22 protein-coding genes are annotated in these 22370 nt (G+C 69.7%); 21 read left to right on the top strand and 1 reads right to left on the bottom strand.

What is annotated here, in order from left to right; all coding sequences use genetic code 11:
• Window positions 1–38: 38 nt before the first annotated feature.
• From aroC to nusB, 8 genes are all read left to right on the top strand, one after another.
• Window positions 39–1223 carry a chorismate synthase gene (gene aroC, locus ABZ348_RS29775; RefSeq protein ID WP_358938256.1) on the top strand — a complete coding sequence of 395 codons (1185 nt, stop codon included), beginning with the start codon at window positions 39–41 and terminating at the stop codon, window positions 1221–1223.
• 47 nt (window positions 1224–1270) lie between these two features.
• Entirely contained in the window at window positions 1271–1753 is a 483-nt protein-coding gene (locus ABZ348_RS29770; protein ID WP_358938319.1) for a shikimate kinase, read from the top strand.
• The gene (gene aroB / locus ABZ348_RS29765; RefSeq protein ID WP_358938254.1) at window positions 1750–2859 is read left to right on the top strand and encodes a 3-dehydroquinate synthase; all 1110 of its coding nucleotides are present in this window, start codon (window positions 1750–1752) and stop codon (window positions 2857–2859) included. The genes ABZ348_RS29770 and aroB overlap by 4 nt, the downstream gene beginning before the upstream one ends.
• Window positions 2856–3296, top strand: coding sequence for a type II 3-dehydroquinate dehydratase (gene aroQ / locus ABZ348_RS29760; RefSeq protein ID WP_358938252.1), 441 nt, complete (start codon window positions 2856–2858; stop codon window positions 3294–3296). Before aroB ends, aroQ begins: the two co-directional genes overlap by 4 nt.
• A gap of 120 nt (window positions 3297–3416) precedes the next feature.
• The gene (locus tag ABZ348_RS29755) at window positions 3417–4349 is read left to right on the top strand and encodes an AAA family ATPase (RefSeq protein WP_358938251.1); all 933 of its coding nucleotides are present in this window, start codon (window positions 3417–3419) and stop codon (window positions 4347–4349) included.
• Window positions 4350–4557: 208 nt separating this feature from the next.
• On the top strand, window positions 4558–5652 hold the full coding sequence (locus ABZ348_RS29750) for an aminopeptidase P family protein (RefSeq protein ID WP_358938317.1): 1095 nt from the start codon (window positions 4558–4560) through the stop codon (window positions 5650–5652).
• Between the two features lie 50 nt (window positions 5653–5702).
• Entirely contained in the window at window positions 5703–6269 is a 567-nt protein-coding gene (gene efp, locus ABZ348_RS29745) for an elongation factor P (protein WP_358938249.1), read from the top strand.
• Between the two features lie 2 nt (window positions 6270–6271).
• Window positions 6272–6700: a transcription antitermination factor NusB gene (gene nusB, locus ABZ348_RS29740; RefSeq protein ID WP_329015876.1), complete on the top strand. Its 429-nt coding sequence runs from the start codon at window positions 6272–6274 to the stop codon at window positions 6698–6700.
• 201 nt (window positions 6701–6901) lie between these two features.
• Here nusB and bldD read toward each other — a convergent pair whose 3' ends face one another.
• The gene (gene bldD, locus ABZ348_RS29735; RefSeq protein ID WP_358938247.1) at window positions 6902–7402 is read right to left on the bottom strand and encodes a transcriptional regulator BldD; all 501 of its coding nucleotides are present in this window, start codon (window positions 7400–7402) and stop codon (window positions 6902–6904) included.
• A 276-nt stretch (window positions 7403–7678) separates the two neighbouring features.
• Here bldD and pyrR point away from each other — a divergent pair, with 276 nt between their 5' ends.
• The 13 genes from pyrR to metK all read left to right on the top strand — a co-directional run bounded on the left by pyrR (window position 7679) and on the right by metK (window position 22225).
• Window positions 7679–8272: a bifunctional pyr operon transcriptional regulator/uracil phosphoribosyltransferase PyrR gene (gene pyrR, locus ABZ348_RS29730; protein WP_358938246.1), complete on the top strand. Its 594-nt coding sequence runs from the start codon at window positions 7679–7681 to the stop codon at window positions 8270–8272.
• A 176-nt stretch (window positions 8273–8448) separates the two neighbouring features.
• Window positions 8449–9429: an aspartate carbamoyltransferase catalytic subunit gene (locus ABZ348_RS29725; protein WP_358938244.1), complete on the top strand. Its 981-nt coding sequence runs from the start codon at window positions 8449–8451 to the stop codon at window positions 9427–9429.
• A 2-nt stretch (window positions 9430–9431) separates the two neighbouring features.
• Window positions 9432–10718, top strand: coding sequence for a dihydroorotase (locus ABZ348_RS29720; protein WP_358938242.1), 1287 nt, complete (start codon window positions 9432–9434; stop codon window positions 10716–10718).
• Window positions 10715–11293 carry a hypothetical protein gene (locus tag ABZ348_RS29715; RefSeq protein WP_358938240.1) on the top strand — a complete coding sequence of 193 codons (579 nt, stop codon included), beginning with the start codon at window positions 10715–10717 and terminating at the stop codon, window positions 11291–11293. Before ABZ348_RS29720 ends, ABZ348_RS29715 begins: the two co-directional genes overlap by 4 nt.
• Entirely contained in the window at window positions 11290–12426 is a 1137-nt protein-coding gene (gene carA / locus ABZ348_RS29710; protein WP_358938238.1) for a glutamine-hydrolyzing carbamoyl-phosphate synthase small subunit, read from the top strand. The genes ABZ348_RS29715 and carA overlap by 4 nt, the downstream gene beginning before the upstream one ends.
• Window positions 12419–15727 carry a carbamoyl-phosphate synthase large subunit gene (gene carB / locus ABZ348_RS29705; protein WP_358938236.1) on the top strand — a complete coding sequence of 1103 codons (3309 nt, stop codon included), beginning with the start codon at window positions 12419–12421 and terminating at the stop codon, window positions 15725–15727. Before carA ends, carB begins: the two co-directional genes overlap by 8 nt.
• Before the next feature lie 56 nt (window positions 15728–15783).
• Window positions 15784–16902 (top strand): quinone-dependent dihydroorotate dehydrogenase, encoded by a 1119-nt coding sequence (locus ABZ348_RS29700; protein WP_358938315.1) that lies wholly within the window; start codon window positions 15784–15786, stop codon window positions 16900–16902.
• Window positions 16899–17729 carry an orotidine-5'-phosphate decarboxylase gene (pyrF, locus tag ABZ348_RS29695; RefSeq protein ID WP_358938234.1) on the top strand — a complete coding sequence of 277 codons (831 nt, stop codon included), beginning with the start codon at window positions 16899–16901 and terminating at the stop codon, window positions 17727–17729. Before ABZ348_RS29700 ends, pyrF begins: the two co-directional genes overlap by 4 nt.
• A 301-nt stretch (window positions 17730–18030) precedes the next feature.
• A complete protein-coding gene (locus ABZ348_RS29690) occupies window positions 18031–18354 on the top strand; it encodes an integration host factor (RefSeq protein WP_329015847.1) in 324 nt (107 codons plus the stop codon).
• Window positions 18355–18392: 38 nt separating this feature from the next.
• On the top strand, window positions 18393–18965 hold the full coding sequence (gene gmk, locus ABZ348_RS29685) for a guanylate kinase (protein ID WP_358938233.1): 573 nt from the start codon (window positions 18393–18395) through the stop codon (window positions 18963–18965).
• A 153-nt stretch (window positions 18966–19118) separates the two neighbouring features.
• Window positions 19119–19391: a DNA-directed RNA polymerase subunit omega gene (gene rpoZ / locus ABZ348_RS29680; protein ID WP_329015842.1), complete on the top strand. Its 273-nt coding sequence runs from the start codon at window positions 19119–19121 to the stop codon at window positions 19389–19391.
• Window positions 19392–19501: 110 nt separating this feature from the next.
• Window positions 19502–20719 carry a bifunctional phosphopantothenoylcysteine decarboxylase/phosphopantothenate--cysteine ligase CoaBC gene (coaBC, locus tag ABZ348_RS29675; protein WP_358938231.1) on the top strand — a complete coding sequence of 406 codons (1218 nt, stop codon included), beginning with the start codon at window positions 19502–19504 and terminating at the stop codon, window positions 20717–20719.
• A gap of 285 nt (window positions 20720–21004) precedes the next feature.
• Complete coding sequence (gene metK, locus ABZ348_RS29670; RefSeq protein WP_358938229.1) at window positions 21005–22225, top strand: methionine adenosyltransferase; 1221 nt, start codon at window positions 21005–21007, stop codon at window positions 22223–22225.
• The last annotated feature ends 145 nt before the right edge of the window (window positions 22226–22370 follow it).

The raw sequence follows: 22370 nt of genomic DNA, 5'->3' as shown, positions 1-22370 counted from the left end.
GCCCTTCGCAGTTCCAGGCGCGAGCAAGAGGAGCACCGTTGAGCAGGTTGCGTTGGCTGACGGCCGGCGAGTCCCATGGACCCGCACTGGTGGCGACGCTGGAAGGACTTCCCGCCGGTGTCCCGGTCACCACCGAGTTGGTGGCCGACCACCTCGCCAGGCGGCGGCTCGGCTATGGCCGCGGCGCGCGGATGAAGTTCGAGCAGGACGAGATCACCTTCATCGGCGGCGTACGCCACGGGCTGACCATGGGGTCCCCGGTCGCGATCCTGGTGGGCAACAGCGAGTGGCCCAAGTGGGAGAAGGTCATGGCGGCCGATCCGGTCGACCCGAACGAGTTGGCCTCCCTCGCCCGCAACGCGCCCCTCACCCGCCCCCGGCCGGGTCACGCCGACCTCGCGGGCATGCAGAAGTACGGACTCGACGACGCACGGCCCATCCTGGAGCGCGCCAGCGCCCGGGAGACCGCGGCCCGGGTCGCGCTCGGCGCGGTGGCCCGCTCCTACCTCAAGGAGGTCGCCGGGATCGAGATCGTCTCCCACGTCGTGGAGTTCGGAAAGGCCAAGGCGCCCCTGGGCGTCTACCCCGTGCCCGCCGATGTGGAGCGCCTGGACGCGGACCCGGTCCGTTGTCTCGACGCCGACGCCAGCAAGGCGATGGTGGCCGAGGTCGACCAGGCCCACAAGGACGGTGACACGCTCGGCGGAATCGTCGAGGTGCTGGCCTACGACGTACCCGTGGGCCTCGGCTCGCACGTCCACTGGGACCGACGCCTCGACGCCCGTCTCGCCAGCGCCCTGATGGGCATCCAGGCGATCAAGGGTGTGGAGCTCGGCGACGGCTTCGAACTGGCCCGGGTGCCCGGTTCTCAGGCGCACGACGAGATCGTCAAGACCGACGAGGGCCTGCGCCGCACCTCGGGCCACTCGGGCGGCACCGAGGGCGGTATGTCCACCGGTGAGCTGCTGCGCGTGCGCGCCGCGATGAAGCCGATCGCGACCGTGCCCCGGGCACTGGCCACGGTGGACGTCGCCACGGGCGAAGCCACCGCCGCCCACCACCAGCGCTCCGACGTGGCGGCCGTGCCCGCAGCGGGCATCGTGGCCGAAGCGATGGTCGCGCTGGTGCTCGCCGACGCGGTCGCGGAGAAGTTCGGCGGCGACAGCGTGGAGGAGACCCGCCGCAACGTCCGCGGTTACCTCGACAGCATGCGCATCCGGTGAGCAGCGCACCCACGGCGGGCGGCCCGCTGATCGTCCTGGTCGGGCCCATGGGCTCGGGCAAGTCCACGGTCGGCGAGCTGCTCGCGCAGCGGCTCCAGGTGGCCTACCGGGACACCGACGAGGACATCGTCGACGTCGAGGGCCGTGACATCGCGGACATCTTCGTCGACGCCGGCGAACCGTACTTCCGCGAGCTGGAACGGGCCGCCGTCCGCGAAGCGGTCGCCACCCACACGGGAGTGCTGGCACTCGGCGGCGGTGCCGTCCTCGACGACGGCACCCGGGAACTGCTTACGGGCCTGCCCGTCGTCTATCTCTCCCTCGACGTCGACGAGGCGGTCCGGCGCGTCGGCCTCAACCAGGCCAGGCCGCTGCTCGCGGTCAATCCGCGCCGGCAGTGGCGGGAGCTGATGGACGCCCGCCGTCACCTGTACACCGAGGTGGCCCGCGTGGTCGTGGCCACCGACGAACGCACCCCCGAAGAGGTCGCCCAGGCGGTCCTCGACGCTTTGGAGCTGAAGGACGCATGACCGATCAGTCAGTGACCCGCATTCAGGTCGGCGGCTCGGCGGGCTCCGATCCGTACGAGGTGTTGGTGGGCCGTCAGCTGCTCGGCGAGTTGCCCGGGCTGATCGGGCCGGCCGGGAACGGCACGGGGACGCGACGCGTGGCCGTGCTCCACCCGGAGGCGCTCGCCGGCACGGGGGAGGCCATCCGCGAGGACCTGGCGTCCCAGGGCTACGAGGCGATCGCGATCCAGGTGCCCAACGCGGAGGAGGCCAAGACCGCCGAGGTCGCCGCCTACTGCTGGAAGGCACTCGGCCAGTCGGGATTCACCCGCAGCGACGTCATCGTCGGCGTCGGGGGCGGTGCGACCACGGACCTCGCGGGGTTCGTCGCGGCGAGTTGGCTGCGCGGAGTGCGCTGGATCGCGCTGCCGACCACGGTCCTCGGCATGGTGGACGCGGCGGTCGGCGGCAAGACCGGCATCAACACCGCCGAGGGCAAGAACCTCGTCGGCGCGTTCCACCCGCCGGCCGGCGTGCTCTGCGATCTGGCCGCCCTGGACTCGCTGCCCGTGCACGACTACGTCAGCGGACTGGCCGAGATCATCAAGGCCGGGTTCATCGCCGACCCCGGAATCCTGGAACTGATCGAGGCGGACCCGCAGGCAGCCCGTACGCCCGCAGGGAAGCACACCGCCGAGCTGATCGAGCGCTCGATCCGGGTCAAGGCGGACGTCGTCTCAGGCGACCTGAAGGAGTCCGGCCGCCGCGAGATCCTCAACTACGGGCACACCCTCGCCCACGCCATCGAGAAGAACGAGCGGTACCAGTGGCGGCACGGGGCGGCCGTCTCCGTGGGCATGGTGTTCGCCGCCGAGCTCGGGCGTCTGGCGGGCCGTCTCGACGACGCCACCGCCGATCGCCACCGGGCCGTACTGGAGTCCGTCGGACTGCCCCTGACCTACCGTGGCGACCAGTGGCCCCGGCTCCTCGAAACCATGAAGGTCGACAAGAAGTCCCGCGGCAACCTGCTGCGGTTCATCGTCCTCGACGGCCTGGCCAAGCCGACCGTGCTGGAGGGCCCGGACCCGGCCGTCCTGCTCGCCGCCTACGGGGAGGTCTCCGGGTGAGCCGTCGCGTCCTGGTCCTCAACGGACCCAACCTCGGCCGTCTCGGCTCCCGCGAGCCCGATGTGTACGGCGCGACCTCCTACGCCGGGCTGGTGGAGACCTGCCAGGCCATCGGCAAGGAGTTGGGCTTCGACGTCGACGTGCGCGAGACCAATGACGAAGGGGAGTTGATCCGCTGGCTCCACGAGGCGGCGGACGAGTCCCTTCCGGTGGTGCTGAACCCTGGTGCGTTCACCCACTACTCCTACGCGATGCGCGATGCCGCGGCACAGCGCACCGCTCCGCTGATCGAGGTGCACATCTCCAATCCGTACACCCGTGAGGTGTTCCGGCACACCTCGGTGGTCGCGGCCGTGGCCAGCGGGACGATCGCGGGCTTCGGGATCGGCTCCTACCGGTTGGCGCTGCGCGCGCTCGCCGAGGAACTCTCGGCCTGATCAGGGCACTTCACGGCGTCCCCGGCCGTTCTTCTCCAGACGGCCGGGGTACCGTTCGTTGGCACGGCAGCGCGGGCGCTGTCCGACCAGCGTCAGTCAGACGAGACGGAGTGGCACCGGATGCACTACGCAGTGGGAGGTCCGCTGCCGCCGCCCTCGACACCGGGGCGCGGACCGCAGGCACCGCACGCATCGAGCGGGCCGCCGGCCGCTCCTGCTCCGGGCCCCTACCCCGGCTCCTATCCCGGGGCGCCCGTGCCGCCCCAGGGCCCGCCCCCGCCCGTGGGGCCCCCTCCTCCGCAGGGCCCGCCGCCCCCGAGCGCTCCGGGTCACCCCGTACCGGGCGCCCAGCCCCCCGCCCAAGGCCATCCCGCGCCCGGTTGGGGTGCGCCGCCGCCTCGGGCCGCACGGCCCGAGGCGACGGGACACGTTCCGCTGCCGCCCGGCGATCCGGTGGCCCTCCCCGCGCCCCCCAGCGCCGACGCGGGGACGGGCACGGCCACGCTCGCCGTGCTGCTGATCGGCCCGGCCGGTGCGGGCAAGACGACCGTCGCGCGCCACTGGGCCACCAGACGGCGGGTCCCCACCGCGCACATCAGCCTGGACGATGTGCGGGAATGGGTCTGCTCCGGCTTCGCCGACCCCCAGTCCGGCTGGAACGACTACTCCGAGGCGCAGTACCGGTTGGCCCGTCGCACCTGCGGCTTCGCCGCCCGCAACTTCCTGGCCAACGGCATCTCCTGCATCCTCGACGACGCCGTCTTCCCGGACCGCCCGGTGGTGGGGCTGGGCGGCTGGAAGCGCCATGTGGGTCCAGGACTGCTGCCGGTGGTGCTCCTGCCCGGTCTGGAGATCGTCCTGGAGCGCAACGCCGAGCGCAGGGGGAACCGCCGACTGTCGGACGAGGAGGTGGCGAGCATCCACGGCCGGATGGCGGGGTGGTACGGCTCGGGTCTGCCGATCATCGACAACTCCACGTACGACGTCGAGACCACGGCCCGCGTGCTGGACGAGGTGCTCGCCCGCGCCATAGCCAGCCCGCCCAACTGGTAGCCGCCCCTGGCTGGTGGTCGGCCCGACTGGTGGCCGGCCCCAGCTGGCTGGTGGTCGCCGCCCCCACCCCTCCCGAGCCCGGATCGGACGCGTCGGGACCCTGCCGTCAGCGGGTCGCCGCCGAGCGGGCCCCGCCCCGGTCGGACGCACTGACCAGGCCGTCCCGGCGACCCGGTCGTACGCTCGGAACATGGCAGAGGCGTCTGGGATGCACGAGGTCCGGCGTAACCGGCTGCGCGAGCGCTGTGGAGCCAGCGGCAACAGCGGCGCCCTCATCTCCCGACCGACCAACGTGCACTACCTGGCGGGCAGCACGCCCCCCGGTGCCGTACTCCTCGTCGGACCCGTCGAAGACGTCCTCCTGTGCCCCCGCACGCCCGCCGATGCGGGGGACGGCAGGTCCGACGAGCAGTTCGGGCTCACGGTCCTGCCCTCATCCGGCGGGGATCTCGCGGTGGCCGCGGCGGAGCTGGCCTGCGGTGCCCGGATCGAGTCCCTCGCCGTGGAGGAGCACCACCTCACCGTCGCCCGGCACCGGGCCATCGGCGCCGTCGCACCACGGCTGCGCCTGGCGGACCTCGGGATGGCCGTCGAGCAACAGCGGATGGTGAAGGACGAAGAGGAGATCGCCTCCCTGCGCATCGCCGCCGAGATCACCGATCAGGCGTTGGGCGAGTTGTTGGAGTCCATCCTGGTGGGGCGCACCGAACGCCATCTCGCCCTGGAGCTGGAGCGGCGCCTGATCGACCACGGCGCTGACGGCGCGGCCTTCCCCACTTCGGTGGCGACCGGTCCGAACTCCGGGCGCCGCGGGCACCGTCCCACCGACCGCCGCGTCGAGGAGGGTGATTTCCTCTCCGTGTGCGTCGGCGCCGACTACCGCGGCTATCGCTGCGAGATCGGTCGTACGTTCGTGATCGGCACCTCTCCCGCGGACTGGCAGATCGAGCTGTACGACCTGGTCTTCGCCGCTCAGAGAGGTGCCAGGGAGGCCCTGACGCCCGGTGCCTCATGCCGTGACGTGGACCGTGCCGCCCGCCAGATCCTGGCTGCCGCGGGCCACGGCGAGGGGCTCGCACCCCTGACCGGGCACGGTGTGGGTCTCGAAATCGACGAGGACCCGCAGTTGACTCCTGATGCCATGGGTAAACTGGACGCTTGTGTGCCGGTCACCGTCGAACCGGGGGTCCACCTCCCGGGCCGGGGCGGCGTCCGGATCGATGACACGCTCGTCGTACGCCAGGAGGCGGACGGCGGACCCGAGCTACTCACCATCACGACCAAGGAGCTGCTCGCGCTCTAGCGCGCGCCTCGCGGTCGTCCACCAGCGTCAGTCCAGGAGATTCCGCAACCGTGGCTTCCACGAACGACCTCAAGAACGGCATGGTGCTCAAGCTCGACAACGGCCAGCTCTGGTCCGTCGTCGAGTTCCAGCACGTCAAGCCCGGCAAGGGCCCGGCCTTCGTGCGCACCAAGCTCAAGAACGTGCTGTCCGGCAAGATCGTCGACAAGACGTTCAACGCCGGCGTGAAGGTCGAGACGGCCACCGTCGACCGCCGCGATATGCAGTTCTCGTACATGGACGGCGACTACTTCGTCTTCATGGACATGCAGACCTACGACCAGCTGCACGTCTCGCGCGCCGCCGTCGGTGACGCCGCGAACTTCCTGATCGAGGGCTTTGAGGCCACCGTCGCCACGCACGAGGGCGAGGTGCTCTACGTGGAGCTGCCTGCCGCCGTCGAGCTGGTCATCCAGGAGACCGAGCCCGGTGTCCAGGGCGACCGCTCCACGGGTGGTACCAAGCCCGCCACGCTGGAGACCGGCTACACCGTCCAGGTCCCGCTGTTCATCACCACCGGTGAGAAGATCAAGGTCGACACCCGCTCCGGCGACTACCTCAGCCGGGTGAACAGCTAACCGTGGCCGCCCGCAACAAGGCCCGCAAGCGCGCCTTCCAGATCCTTTTCGAGGCCGACCAGCGCGGGGCGTCCGTGCAAACGGTCCTCGCCGACTGGATTCGGCACGCGCGGACCGACACCCGGCAGCCACCGGTCACCGAGTACACGATGGAACTGGTCGAGGGGTACGCCGAATACGCGGACCGGATCGACGAGCTCATCGCCACCTACTCCGTCGACTGGGAGCTCGATCGGATGCCGGTCGTCGACCGGAACATCATCCGTCTCGGTGCCTACGAGTTGGTGTGGGTGGACGGGACACCCGACGCGGTGGTCATCGACGAGGCGGTGGAGCTCGCCAAGGAGTTCTCCACGGATGAGTCCCCGTCGTTCGTGAACGGCCTGCTCGGCCGGTTCAAGGAGCTCAAGCCGAATCTGCGCCGCGACTGACCGCGGCCGGAATCCGGTTGTCCCGGGCCCGGGACGGACGTGCTGCACAGCCTTCCGTCCCGGGCCCGACGCATGGGCCGAGGGTGTCCGGAAAACGTCTCAGGGTGTGCCCGCAAGCTGCGGACACACCCTGAGATGTGACGTTTCTCCTCAGCGGAGGCCGTGGCCCCCTCCGAGAGCGTGGAGGGCCCGGGAGCCGACTCAGCTCTCCTCGTGACTGACCGCGCGGCGCGCGTCCGCGTCCAACACGCCCCAGCTGATCAGCTGCTCGGTGAGGACCGAAGGGGACTGGTCGTAGATGACGGCCAGCGTGCGCAGGTCGTCCTGCCGGATGGAGAGGACCTTGCCGTTGTAGTCGCCGCGCTGGGACTGGATCGTGGCGGCGTAGCGCTGGAGCGGACCCGCCTTCTCCTGCGGCACGTGGGCCAGCCGCTCCAGGTCCAGCACCAGCTTCGGCGGCGGCTCGGCAGCACCGCCGGGCGTGGTCCCGGGAAGCAGCTCCTGCACCGGCACGCCGTAGAAGTCAGCCAGCTCGGCCAGACGCTGCACGGTCACGGCACGGTCCCCGCGCTCGTACGAGCCGACGACCACGGCCTTCCAGCGGCCCTGGGACTTCTCTTCCACACCGTGGAGGGACAGGCCCTGCTGGGTGCGGATGGCACGGAGCTTGGCCCCGAGCTGCTTTGCGTATTCGCTGGACATATAGCTCCCCGGACGAAGTCTGGTAACTCACTGTGAGGTTACGCAGCGTTACTTGGATGCGTCAAGCCGAATGGGTCCGGACCGGTCTGTTGTCATGATCGGGACCGGCCTGGTCCCAGGGTCCCCTATCCCGGCTCGCCCCGCGCCTCCGGGGCTGCCTTCCGGGGGGCGGCGACCCGCTGACGGAGTGGCGACGCCGTCCTGATACCGTGGGTAGCGCAATTTCGACGTCCTTTAAGGTCCGTCCCGTGAGGCGGAGAAGGAGGTCCGTTTCGTATGGACACGCAAGACACGCAGGCTTCACCCGGCACCGATGCGGCGCGCCCCGTCCTGGAGGCACCCGACATCGCGCGGGTACTGACCCGCATCGCCCACGAGATCGTCGAACGCGCCAAGGGCGCCGACGACGTCGTCCTCCTCGGCATCCCCACCCGCGGCGTCTTCCTCGCCCGCCGGTTGGCCGAAAAGCTCGAAGCGATCACCGGTCGTACGATTCCGGTCGGCTCGCTCGACATCACCATGTACCGCGACGACCTGCGGCTGCGGCCCGCCCGTGCGCTCGCCCGCACCGACATCCCGAGCGACGGCATCGACGGCCGGCTCGTGGTGCTCGTCGACGACGTGCTGTTCTCCGGGCGCACCATTCGCGCCGCTCTCGACGCCCTCGGGGACATCGGCCGGCCGCGCGCCGTCCAACTCGCCGTCCTCGTCGACCGTGGCCACCGGGAGCTCCCGATCCGCGCCGACTACGTGGGCAAGAACCTCCCCACGTCGCTGCGGGAGACCGTCAAGGTCCAGCTCGCCGAGGAGGACGGTCGCGACACCGTGCTGCTCGGACTGCGGGAGACCGCGCCCGTCAGCGGACCGTAGCCCCCTCGATCCACGCACCCGTCGAGCACCGCCCCCGACCTCACCGGCTGACACCGACACCGACCGGTGGGGTCGCACACCCGCATGTCCAGCAGCGCCGAGGGACTGCGGAGTCCTGGCCCCGCGGGTGACCCCCGCGAGCCCCCGCACCCCACCGCCGACACACCGGAGCACAGATGAAGCATCACCTCATCTCGGCCGCCGATCTCACCCGCGATGACGCCGTCCTCCTCCTCGACACCGCCGAGGAGATGGCCCGGGTCGCCGACCGGCCGATCAAGAAGCTGCCCACCCTGCGCGGCCGTACCGTCGTCAACCTCTTCTTCGAGGACTCGACCCGCACCCGCATCTCCTTCGAAGCCGCCGCGAAGCGACTGTCCGCCGACGTCATCAACTTCTCCGCCAAGGGCTCGTCGGTCTCCAAGGGCGAATCCCTCAAGGACACGGCACTGACCCTGGAGGCGATGGGCGCGGACGCCGTGGTCATCCGCCACCACGCATCCGGCGCCCCCTACCGGTTGGCGAACTCCGGCTGGATCGACGGCGCGGTCGTCAACGCCGGCGACGGCACCCATGAGCACCCGACCCAGGCCCTCCTGGACGCCTTCACCATGCGCCGACGACTCGTCGGCCGTGACGTCGGACTCGGCCAGGACCTCTCCGGCCGCCGCATCACGATCGTCGGAGACGTCCTGCACAGCCGGGTCGCCCGCTCCAACGTGCTGCTGCTGAACACCCTGGGTGCCGAAGTCACCCTGGTGGCCCCGCCGACCCTGGTGCCCGTGGGCGTCGAGAGCTGGCCCTGCGAGATCAGCTACGACCTCGACCGGGTGCTCCCCAAGTCGGACGCGGTGATGATGCTGAGGGTGCAGCGGGAGCGGATGAACGCCGCCTTCTTCCCCACTGAGCGGGAGTACGCGCGCCGGTACGGCCTCAACGGCGAGCGCATGGCCCGTATGCCCGAACACGCCATCGTGATGCACCCCGGACCGATGAACCGCGGCATGGAGATCACCGCCGAGGTCGCCGACTCCGACCGCTGCACCGCGGTCGAACAGGTCGCCAACGGCGTGTCCATCCGGATGGCCGTCCTTTACCTACTGCTCGGCGGCGTCGAGCCCGCCGTCACCCACTCGCGCATCGAGGAGACCAAGTAAAGATGAGCAAGATCCTTATTCGCGGTGCGAAGGTGCTCGGCGGCGAGCCGCAGGACGTCCTGATCGACGGCGAGACCATCGCCGAGGTCGCCGACTCCATCGAGGCCGGCGACGCGACCGTCATCGAAGCCGAAGGCCGCATTCTGCTCCCGGGCCTGGTCGACCTCCACACCCATCTGCGGGAGCCAGGCCGCGAGGACTCCGAAACCGTCCTCACCGGCACCCGGGCGGCGGCGATCGGCGGTTTCACCGCCGTCCACGCCATGGCCAACACCTTCCCCGTCGCCGACACCGCCGGCGTGGTCGAGCAGGTCTACCGACTCGGCAAGGAGTCCGGCTACTGCGACGTCCAGCCCGTCGGTGCGGTCACCGTCGGCCTGGAGGGCAAGCAACTCGCCGAACTCGGGGCGATGCACGACTCCGCCGCCGGAGTGAAGGTCTTCTCCGACGACGGCAAGTGCGTCGACGACGCCGTGATCATGCGACGGGCCCTGGAGTACGTGAAGGCGTTCGACGGAGTCATCGCCCAGCACGCCCAGGAGCCCCGGCTCACCGAGGGCGCCCAGATGAACGAGGGCGTCGTCTCCGCCGAACTCGGACTCGGCGGCTGGCCCGCCGTCGCCGAGGAGTCGATCATCGCCCGCGATGTCCTCCTCGCCGCCCACGTCGGCTCGCGCGTCCACATCTGCCACCTGTCCACCGCCGGATCCGTCGAGATCGTCCGCTGGGCCAAGTCCAAGGGCTGGGACGTCACCGCCGAGGTCACCCCGCACCACCTGCTGCTCACTGATGAACTGGTGCGCACCTACAACCCCGTCTACAAGGTGAACCCGCCGCTGCGCACCCAGGCCGACGTACTGGCCCTGCGCGAGGCGCTGGCCGACGGCACCATCGACTGCGTCGCCACCGACCATGCCCCGCACCCGCACGAGGACAAGGACTGCGAGTGGGGCGCGGCGGCCATGGGCATGGTCGGTCTGGAGACCGCCCTGTCCGTCGTCCAGGAGACGATGGTGGAGACGGGCCTGCTGGACTGGGCGGCGGTCGCCGACCGGATGTCGTTCCGCCCCGCGGTGATCGGCCGCCTGGAGGGGCATGGCCGTCCCGTCTCGGCTGGCGAGCCCGCGAACCTCACCCTCGTCGATCCGTCATACCGTGGGACGGTGGACCCCGCGGGCTTCGCCTCCCGCAGCCGCAACACCCCCTACCAGGGCCGTGAGCTGCCGGGACGCGTTACCCACACCTTCCTGCGGGGCCGGGCAACGGTCGTCGACGGGAAACTCGCGTGACATCACTCACCACCATCGCAGCCGGGATCGGCATCGCCGCGGAGAAGAAGTCCGCGGAGGTGACCGACTGGGCGGCCCGCATCGGCTGGGTCGTGGGACTGCTGGTCTTCATCGCCCTCGTCTACTGGCTGATGCGCCAGGGCTGGAAGTGGCGCGGAAGCCTTCAGTCGGGGCTGCCGCCGCTGCACCCCGTACCGGCCGAGCCGGGCGAGGCCCGACTGGAGCTGACCGGCCGCTACCACGGCTCCACCACCGCCGGACAGTGGCTGGACCGGATCGTCGCCCATGGACTCGGCGTCCGCAGCAGGGTCGACCTCACCCTCACCGATGACGGTCTGACCGTGGTCCGACCGGGGGCGACCGACTTCTTCGTCCCCCGTGAGGCGCTGCGCGAGGCCCGTCTCGACAAGGGCATCGCGGGCAAGGTCCTCACCGAGGGCGGCCTGCTCGTCATCACCTGGGCGCACGGCGACACCCAGATCGACTCCGGCTTCCGCGCCGAGCGCGCGGCCGAGCACAACGAGTGGGTCACCACCCTGAACCACCTGATCAACACGACGGAAGGCGCACGATGACCACCTCCACCCGGGGAGCCGCCCAAGCTCCCGCCGTACTCGTCCTGGAGGACGGCCGCACCTTCCGCGGCCGTGCCTACGGGGCCGTGGGGGAGACCTTCGGCGAAGCGGTCTTCAACACCGGGATGACCGGCTACCAGGAGACCCTGACGGACCCCTCGTACCACCGCCAGGTCGTCGTCATGACCGCGCCGCACGTCGGCAACACCGGGGTGAACGACGAGGACGACGAGTCGAAGCGGATCTGGGTCGCCGGCTATGTCGTGCGCGACCCCGCCCGCGTCCCGTCGAACTGGCGCTCGCGCCGCACCCTCGACGAGGAGCTCACCACCCAGGGCGTCGTCGGCATCAGCGGCATCGACACCCGCGCCCTCACCCGCCATCTGCGCGAGCGCGGTGCGATGCGCGTCGGCATCTTCTCGGGCGGCGCCATCGCGGACGATGCCACCCTCCTCGCCCGGGTGCAGGAGTCGCCCCAGATGACCGGCGCGAACCTGTCCGCCGAGGTCGCCACCGCCGAGAGCTATGTGGTGCCGGCGATCGGCACCAAGCGCTTCACGGTCGCCGCACTCGACCTCGGCATCAAGGGCATGACCCCGCACCGGATGGCCGAACGCGGCATCGAGGTGCACGTCCTGCCCGCCACCGCCACCGCCGACGAGGTGTACGCGGTCCAGCCCGATGGCGTGTTCCTCTCCAACGGCCCCGGCGACCCCGCCACCGCCGACCTCACCGTCATCAAGGCCGTCCTGGAGCGGAAGACCCCGCTCTTCGGCATCTGCTTCGGCAATCAGCTCCTCGGCCGCGCGCTCGGCTTCGGCACCTACAAGCTGAAGTACGGCCACCGCGGCATCAACCAGCCGGTGCAGGACCGTTCCACCGGCAAGGTCGAGGTCACCGCCCACAACCACGGATTCGCCGTCGACGCCCCGCTCGACCAGGTCTCCGACACCCCCTACGGCCGTGCCGAGGTCTCCCACGTGTGTCTCAATGACAACGTGGTGGAGGGTCTCCAGCTGCTCGACCAGCCGGCCTTCAGCGTCCAGTACCACCCCGAAGCAGCCGCGGGCCCGCACGACGCCGCGTACCTGTTCGACCGCTTCGTATCCCTGATGGAGGGCCAGCGTGCCTAAGCGCACCGACATCCAGTCCGTCCTGGTGATCGGCTCTGGCCCGATCGTCATCGGACAGGCCGCCGAGTTCGACTACTCCGGCACCCAAGCCTGCCGCGTCCTCAAGTCCGAGGGCCTGCGGGTCATCCTCGTCAACTCCAACCCGGCCACGATCATGACCGACCCGGAGATCGCCGACGCCACCTACGTGGAGCCGATCACCCCCGAGTTCGTCGAGAAGATCATCGCCAAGGAGCGCCCCGACGCCCTGCTGCCGACCCTCGGCGGCCAGACCGCGCTCAACACCGCGATCTCCATGCACGAGCAGGGTGTCCTGGAGAAGTACGGCGTCGAACTGATCGGCGCCAACGTCGAGGCCATCCACAAGGGCGAGGACCGCGACCTCTTCAAGGGCGTCGTCGACGCGGTACGGGAGAAGATCGGCCACGGCGAGTCCGCCCGGTCCGTCATCTGCCACTCCATGGACGACATCATGAAGGGCGTCGACACCCTCGGCGGCTACCCCGTCGTGGTCCGTCCCTCCTTCACCATGGGCGGCGCCGGCTCCGGCTTCGCCCACGACGAGGACGAACTGCGCCGGATCGCCGGCCAGGGGCTGACGCTCTCCCCGACCACCGAGGTCCTCCTGGAGGAGTCCATCCTCGGCTGGAAGGAGTACGAACTGGAGCTGATGCGCGACAAGCACGACAACGTGGTCGTCGTCTGCTCCATCGAGAACTTCGACCCCATGGGCGTCCACACCGGTGACTCGATCACCGTGGCCCCCGCGATGACCCTCACCGACCGCGAGTACCAGCGGCTGCGTGACATCGGCATCGCGATCATCCGTGAGGTGGGCGTGGACACCGGCGGCTGCAACATCCAGTTCGCCATCAACCCCGAAGACGGCCGGGTCATCGTCATCGAGATGAACCCCCGGGTCTCCCGCTCCTCGGCGCTCGCATCCAAGGCCACCGGCTTCCCGATCGCCAAGATCGCCGCCAGGCTCGCCGTGGGCTACACGCTCGACGAGATCCCGAACGACATCACCGAGAAGACCCCGGCGTCCTTCGAGCCCACCCTCGACTACGTCGTGGTCAAGGCCCCCCGCTTCGCCTTCGAGAAGTTCCCCTCCGCCGACTCCACCCTCACCACCACCATGAAGTCGGTGGGGGAGGCCATGGCCATCGGACGGAACTTCACGGAAGCCCTCCAGAAGGCCCTGCGCTCACTGGAGAAGAAGGGCAGCCAGTTCGACTTCGTCGGCGACCCGGGCGACAAGGACGCGCTCCTGCGCGAGGCGGTGCGCCCCACCGACGGCCGGATCAACACCGTCATGCAGGCCATCCGAGCCGGCGCCACCCCCGAAGAGGTCTTCGACGCCACCAAGATCGACCCCTGGTTCGTCGACCAACTGTTCCTGATCAAGGAGTACGCGGACGAGCTCGCGGCGGTCGAAAAGCTGGAGCCCGGGCTCCTCGCCGAGGCCAAGCGCCACGGCTTCTCGGACGCCCAGATCGCCGACATCCGCGGGCTGCGCGAGGACGTCGTACGCGAAGTGCGGCACGCGCTCGGAATCCGCCCCGTCTACAAGACGGTCGACACCTGCGCCGCCGAGTTCGCCGCGAAGACCCCCTACTTCTACTCCTCGTACGACGAGGAGAGCGAGGTCGCCCCGCGCGAGAAGCCGGCCGTGATCATCCTCGGATCGGGCCCGAACCGCATCGGACAGGGCATCGAGTTCGACTACTCCTGCGTCCACGCCTCCTTCGCCCTCAGCGACGCCGGCTACGAGACCGTGATGGTCAACTGCAACCCCGAGACCGTCTCCACCGACTACGACACCTCCGACCGGCTCTACTTCGAGCCGCTCACCCTGGAGGACGTCCTGGAGATCGTGCACGCCGAGTCCCTGGCCGGACCGATCGCCGGTGTGGTCGTACAACTCGGCGGTCAGACCCCGCTGGGCCTCGCCCAGGCCCTCAAGGACAACGGCGTACCGGTCGTCGGCACCTCCCCGGAGGCCATCCACGCGGCCGAGGACCGCGGTGCCTTCGGCCGCGTTCTCCAGGAGGCGGGCCTGCCCGCTCCCAAGCACGGCACCGCCACCACGTTCGCCGAGGCCAAGGCCATCGCCGACGAGATCGGCTACCCCGTCCTCGTACGCCCCTCGTACGTCCTGGGCGGACGCGGCATGGAGATCGTCTACGAGCAGGCCCGGCTGGAGTCCTACATCGCCGAGTCCACCGAGATCAGCCCCACCCGGCCGGTCCTGGTCGACCGCTTCCTCGACGACGCCATCGAGATCGACGTGGACGCCCTGTACGACGGCGAGGAGCTGTACCTCGGCGGAGTCATGGAGCACATCGAGGAGGCCGGCATCCACTCCGGCGACTCGGCGTGCGCGCTGCCCCCGATCACCCTCGGCGGCTTCGACATCAAGCGGCTGCGCGCCTCCACCGAGGCCATCGCCCGGGGCGTCGGCGTCCGCGGACTGATCAACATCCAGTTCGCCCTGGCCGGGGACATCCTCTACGTGCTGGAAGCCAACCCCCGCGCCTCCCGCACCGTGCCCTTCACCTCCAAGGCGACGGCCGTACCGCTCGCCAAGGCCGCGGCCCGCATCTCGCTCGGCGCGACCATCGCCGAACTGCGCACCGAAGGTCTGCTGCCGGCCGATGGCGACGGCGGCACCCTGCCGATGGACGCGCCCATCTCGGTCAAGGAGGCCGTGATGCCCTGGTCGCGCTTCCGCGACATCCACGGGCGGGGCGTCGATACCATCCTCGGCCCGGAGATGCGCTCCACCGGCGAGGTCATGGGCATCGACACCGTCTTCGGCACCGCCTACGCCAAGTCCCAGGCCGGCGCCTACGGGCCGCTGCCCACCAAGGGTCGCGCGTTCATCTCCGTCGCCAACCGCGACAAGCGCTCGATGATCTTCCCGGCACGCGAACTGGTCGCCCACGGCTTCGAACTGCTGGCCACATCCGGCACCGCCGAGGTCCTCAAGCGCAACGGCATCAACGCGACCGTCGTCCGCAAGCAGAGCGAGGGCGAAGGCCCGAACGGCGAGCGGACCATCGTCCAGCTGATCCACGACGGCGAAGTGGACCTCATCGTCAACACTCCGTACGGAACGGGAGGCCGGCTCGACGGCTACGACATCCGTACCGCCGCCGTCGCGCGCTCGGTCCCGTGCCTCACCACGGTCCAGGCGCTCGCCGCCGCCGTCCAGGGCATCGACGCACTGGGCCGCGGGGACGTGGGCGTCCGCTCCCTCCAGGAGCACGCAGAGCATCTGACCGCCGCCCGAGCCTAGTCGCGGAACAGGGGGACACCGATCGCCACGGTGTCCCCCTCTCCATGAGGACCCCCATGTACAAGCTGTTCTTCAACCTCGTCTTCCGGTGGATGGATCCGGAGAAGGCCCACCATCTGGCCTTCCGCTGGATCAGGCTCGCCGCGGCCACACCCGTCCTGCGGACCTACGTCACCGCCGTGCTCGCCCCCCGCTACAAGGAACTGCGCACCGAGGCCCTCGGCCTGCGGATGCACGGCCCCTTCGGCCTCGCCGCCGGCTTCGACAAGAACGCGGTGGCGATCGACGGCATGGCCATGCTCGGCTTCGACCACATCGAGATCGGTACGGTCACCGGACTCGCCCAGCCCGGCAACCCCAAGAAGCGACTCTTCCGGCTGCTGCCCGACCGGGCGCTGATCAACCGCATGGGCTTCAACAACGAGGGCTCGGCCGCCGTGGCCCAACGGCTCGCGGAACGGCGTCCCGTCTTCAAGCCCGTCGTCGGCGTCAACATCGGCAAGACCAAGGTGGTCCCCGAGTCCGAAGCGGTCGACGACTACGTCACATCCGCCGAGCGGCTCGCCCGCCACGCCGACTACCTCGTGGTGAACGTCTCCTCTCCCAACACCCCGGGGCTGCGCAACCTCCAGGCGACCGAGTCACTGCGTCCCCTGCTCAGCGCGGTGCGCGAGGCCGCCGACCGCACGGTCACCGACCGTCGGGTCCCGCTGCTGGTGAAGATCGCCCCCGACCTCGCCGACGAGGACGTGGACGCCGTCGCCGACCTCGCCGTCGAACTCGGCCTCGACGGGATCATCGCCACCAACACCACCATCGCGCGTGAGGGCCTGCGCTCTGCCGCCGACCTCGCCGCCGAAACCGGCGGACTCTCCGGAGCACCCCTCAAGGAACGCTCCCTGGAGGTCCTGCGCCGGCTCTATGACCGGGTCGGCGACCGGGTCACCCTGGTCGGCGTCGGAGGCATCGAGAACGCCGAGGACGCCTGGCAGCGCATCCTCGCCGGCGCCACCCTCATCCAGGGCTACAGCGCCTTCATCTACCAGGGCCCCTTCTGGAGCCGCTCCATCCACAAGGGCCTGGCCGCCCGCCTGGCCACCAGCCCGTACGCCACCCTCGCCGACGCCGTGGGCGCCGACACCCGTGACCGCGCCCGGAAGCAGGCCGCCGCATGATCCCCTTCGGAACGCGTCTTCGGACGGCGATGGACACCCGCGGCCCGCTGTGCGTGGGCATCGACCCCCACACCTCGCTCCTCAAGGACTGGGGCCTCGACGACGACATCGCGGGCTTGGAGCGCTTCACCCGTACCGCGGTCGAGGCCCTGGCCGACCGGGTCGCCGTCCTCAAGCCGCAGTCGGCGTTCTTCGAACGGTTCGGCTCGCGCGGCATCGCGGTGCTGGAGAAGGCGGTGGAGGAGGCCCGTGCCGCGGGTGCCCTGGTGCTGATGGACGCCAAGCGCGGTGACATCGGATCCACCATGGGCGCCTACGCACAGACCTTCCTCACCCCGGGCTCCCCGTTGTTCTCGGACGCCCTGACGGTCTCGCCGTACCTGGGCTTCGGCTCGTTGCGTCCCGCGCTGGACGCAGCGGCGGCCTCGGGCGCCGGTGTGTTCGTGCTGGCGCTGACCTCCAACCCGGAGGGCGCGGAAGTCCAGCGCGCCACCACGGCCGACGGTCGTTCCCTCGCCCAGTCGATGCTGGACCGGATGGCCGGGGAGAACGCCGAGGCCCGACCGCTGGGCTCGGTCGGCGCCGTCGTCGGCGCGACCCTGGCCGACGCCGGCGTCGACCTGGCGATCAACGGACCGCTGCTCGCCCCCGGCATCGGAGCACAGGGCGCGACCCCCGCCGACCTGCCCCGGGTCTTCGGGGACGCCGTGGGCAACGTCCTGCCGAGCGTCAGCCGGGGCGTACTTCGGTACGGACCGGACATCGCGGGATTGCGGTCCGCAGCGGAGCGCTACGTCGATGAAACGCGGGTGGCGATCGGGGCGTGATGTCCCCTTCATGTCGTATTGCGTGTTGCGGTCAGCCGCCCGCCCGGACGGCCGGGGGAAGCGCGCGGCGTCGCCTTGACGGAATCTTGGCGTAAATACCGCTCGTTATGTCGCAAAAGTCCTGGTCGGTTGATGCTGACCAGGACTTTTCGCTTGTTCTCGCTGACGAGAGCGGTGTTGGCCGCTAGTCTCCGTCGAAGAGCGAACGTGCAACTCCGTTGCTCGTCGCTCGCCTGGTGTGGGGCCATGAGGTTCCTCACCGGTCCGTATCCGACAGTTCGACATCCGAGGTGACGTAGGCGTGGCTCTTCCGCCCCTTACCCCTGAACAGCGCGCAGCCGCGCTCGAAAAGGCCGCCGCGGCTCGCCGGGAGCGGGCCGAGGTCAAGAATCGACTCAAGCACTCCGGTGCCTCGCTCCAAGAGGTCATCAAGCAGGGTCAGGAGAACGACGTCATCGGCAAGATGAAGGTCTCCGCCCTCCTTGAGTCCCTGCCCGGCGTGGGCAAGGTCCGCGCCAAGCAGATCATGGAGCGACTGGGCATCTCCGAGAGCCGCCGGGTTCGCGGTCTCGGGTCCAATCAGATCGCGTCCCTGGAGCGCGAGTTCGGCGGCAAGCCCGCCTGACGTTCCCGGGCACTCCTGGGAAGCTGGATAATCGCTGCATGGCAGCAGAGGTACGTCCGCGGTTGACCGTGCTCTCCGGCCCTTCAGGGGTCGGCAAGAGCACGGTCGTCGCGCATATGCGCAAGGTCCACCCCGAGGTCTGGCTCTCGGTGTCGGCCACCACCAGAAAGCCGCGCCCCGGCGAGCGTCACGGCGTGCAGTATTTCTTCGTCACCGACGACGAGTTCGACAAGTTGATCGCCAACGGCGAGCTGTTGGAGTGGGCCGAATTCGCCGGCAACCGCTACGGCACCCCGCGACAGGCGGTGCTCCAGCGATTGGAGTCCGGCGAGCCCGTGCTGCTGGAGATCGATCTCCAGGGGGCCCGCCAGGTCAAGGAGTCCATGGCGGACTCGCAACTGGTCTTCCTCGCCCCGCCCAGCTGGGACGAGCTCGTGCGGCGCTTGACGGGACGGGGCACCGAATCGCCCGAGGTGATCGCGCGCCGACTGGACGCGGCCCGCATCGAACTGGCTGCCGAGTCCGAGTTCGACACGACCCTGGTCAACACCTCCGTCGAGGACGTCGCGCGTGAGCTGCTAGCCTTGCTCAAGGTGTCCGCTGGAGAGTGATCGTTGGCTACGAAGGTTTTCGTGGCTGCGGTTCCCGGCCGTCATACACGGCCACTCTCGGCCAGAAGTTCTTCGACGACGGAGCCCTTCGGCCGCGGGGAGTGATTCCCCGAGTGCACCACCCGGTTTTTTCCCTCTTTCGGAAGGTAGAGCGTGTCCTCTTCCATCACTGCGCCCGAGGGCATCATCAACCCGCCGATCGACGAGCTGCTTGAGGCCACGGACTCGAAGTACAGCCTCGTGATCTACGCGGCCAAGCGTGCCCGTCAGATCAACGCGTACTACTCCCAGCTGGGCGAGGGCCTGCTGGAGTACGTCGGTCCGCTCGTCGACACCCACGTCCACGAGAAGCCGCTCTCGATCGCCCTGCGTGAGATCAACGCGGGTCTGCTGACCTCCGAGGCCATTGACGGCCCGGCCCAGTAGGACTGCATCAGAACATCATCAGAGCACGTTCACCACAGGCCCGGCGGCGCGTCCGTCGGGCCTGTGGTGTGTCATGGGTGTCGTAGGACGTGCAGGGGAGTACGGGCGACGTGCGGGGAGACGCAGTGGAGAAGCCGAAGATCGTTCTGGGTGTCAGCGGGGGCATCGCCGCTTATAAGGCGTGTGAGCTGCTGCGGAGGCTGACGGAGTCGGGTCATGACGTCAGGGTTGTGCCGACCGCCGCGGCCCTGGAGTTCGTGGGCGCCCCCACCTGGGCGGCCCTGTCGGGGCACCCCGTTTCGACGGAGGTCTGGTCGGACGTGCACGAAGTGGCGCATGTACGGATCGGACAGGGCGCCGACCTCGTCGTCGTCGCCCCCGCCACCGCCGATCTGCTGGCCAAGGCGGCGCACGGACTGGCGGGTGACCTCCTCACCAACACGCTGTTGACCGCGCGCTGTCCCGTCGTCTTCGCACCGGCCATGCACACCGAGATGTGGGAGCACCCGGCCACCCAGGAGAACGTGGCCACCCTGCGTCGGCGCGGTGCCGTGGTCATCGAGCCCGCGGTGGGCCGACTGACCGGTGTGGACACCGGCAAGGGACGGCTGCCGGACCCGGGAGAGATCTTCGAAGTCTGTCGGCGGGTCCTGGCCCGGGGAGTGGGCGAGCGGGATCTGGTCGGCCGCCACGTGGTGATCAGCGCCGGGGGCACCCGAGAGCCCCTCGACCCGGTCCGCTTTCTGGGGAATCGTTCCTCCGGGAAGCAGGGATACGCCCTCGCGCGGACCGCTGTGGCCCGGGGCGCCAGGGTGACATTGATCGCCGCCAACACCTCGATGGTGGATCCCGCGGGTGCGGATGTGGTCCATGTGGGCACCGCCGTCCAGTTGCGCGAGGCCGTGGTGAAGGCCGCGGCGGACGCGGACGCCGTGGTGATGGCCGCTGCCGTGGCCGACTTCCGACCTGCCGCGTATGCGGCCGGCAAGATCAAGAAGAAGGACGGCGCCGAGCCCGAGCCCGTGGCCCTGGTGCGGAACCCCGACATCCTCGCCGAGATCTCCGCCGAACGGCTCCGGGCCGATCAGGTGATCGTTGGCTTTGCCGCCGAGACCGACGACGTCCTGGCCAACGGCCGCGAGAAGCTGCGCCGCAAGGGCTGTGACCTGCTGGTCGTCAATGAGGTCGGGGAGCGCAAGACCTTCGGCTCCGAGGAGAACGAGGCCGTGGTGCTCACGGCTGACGGTGGTGAGACACCCGTGCCGCACGGCCCCAAGGAGGCCCTCGCGGACATCGTCTGGGATCTGGTGGCCCCCCGGATCCGGTGATCGACACCCCGCGCTTGCACCGGGTTCGACCACTGCCGGGACGTGCCCGGACAAGTGGAGGAAATCACACGAAGGGCGGCATACCGTCGATCAATTTCGGCCTATTGTCCTGCCCGTAGCCTTCCAGCCGCAGGTGAGCGACTTCCCGCCAGACTCCCACGGAGCGAGACGGGTGCTCCCCTCTCGGAGCGTCACGGATAAACTGGTCATGGAACGTCGCGGGGCGCAGCCCCCTGCCGGTCCGCCAATGATCAGCCAGCAGCCGCTGCAACCCCAGGGAGCGATGTGTCCCGCCGTCTCTTCACTTCGGAGTCTGTGACCGAAGGTCACCCCGATAAGATCGCCGATCAGATCAGTGACACCATTCTCGATGCCCTGCTGACGGAGGACCCGGCCTCTCGCGTGGCCGTCGAGACTCTGATCACCACCGGCCTCGTGCACGTCGCCGGCGAGGTGACCACCAAGGCGTACGCCGACATTCCCACGCTCGTGCGCAACAAGATCCTCGACATCGGCTACGACTCGTCCAAGAAGGGGTTCGACGGCGCTTCCTGCGGCGTTTCGGTCTCCATCGGTGCACAGTCGCCCGACATCGCCCAGGGCGTCGACACCGCTTACGAGAAGCGCGTCCAGGGTGCCTCGTCGGATGGTGGGGACGACCTCGACAAGCAGGGCGCGGGCGACCAGGGCCTGATGTTCGGCTACGCCTGCGACGAGACCCCCGAGTTGATGCCGCTGCCGATCCACCTCGCGCACCGGCTCTCCCGCCGGCTGTCCGAGGTCCGCAAGAACGGCACCATCCCGTACCTCCGTCCGGACGGAAAGACCCAGGTCACCATCGAGTACGACGGTGACAAGGCGGTCCGTCTCGACACGGTGGTCGTCTCCTCGCAGCACGCATCGGACATCGACCTGGACTCGCTGCTCGCGCCCGACATCCGCGAGTTCGTGGTGGAGCACGTGCTCAAGCAGCTCGTCGACGACGGCATCAAGCTGGACACCGACGGCTACCGCCTGCTGGTCAACCCGACCGGACGCTTTGAAATCGGCGGTCCGATGGGTGACGCCGGTTTGACCGGTCGCAAGATCATCATCGACACGTACGGCGGCATGGCCCGCCACGGAGGTGGCGCCTTCTCCGGCAAGGACCCCTCCAAGGTGGACCGCTCGGCCGCCTACGCCACCCGCTGGGTAGCCAAGAACGTCGTGGCAGCCGGCCTCGCCGCCCGCTGCGAGGTCCAGGTGGCGTACGCGATCGGCAAGGCCGAGCCGGTGGGTCTCTTCGTGGAGACCTTCGGCACGGCCACGGTGGACGTCGACAAGATCGAGCAGGCCATCGGCGAGGTCTTCGACCTGCGCCCCGCGGCGATCATCCGCGATCTGGACCTGCTCCGTCCGATCTACGCCCAGACGGCCGCCTACGGTCACTTCGGTCGTGAGCTGCCCGACTTCACCTGGGAGCGCACCGACCGCGTGGACGCGCTGCGCACGGCCGCCGGCCTCTAGATTCAGCACGACCGGAGTCCCGGCCGCCCCTCACGGGGTGACCGGGACTCCGGTCGTCTGCGGCCTTGCCCGCGAGGCCCGGGGCCGTCGCGGTGGACGCGTGGTGCACGACGGAGGCCACGCGAAGGCTGCGGGGGCGTGCCGG

This window comes from Streptomyces sp. NPDC005963, from assembly GCF_040638655.1.
Lineage (GTDB): Bacteria > Actinomycetota > Actinomycetes > Streptomycetales > Streptomycetaceae > Streptomyces.
The sequence above is the reverse complement of the archived record's forward strand: the minus strand, read 5'-3'. Positions and strand labels throughout refer to the sequence as shown.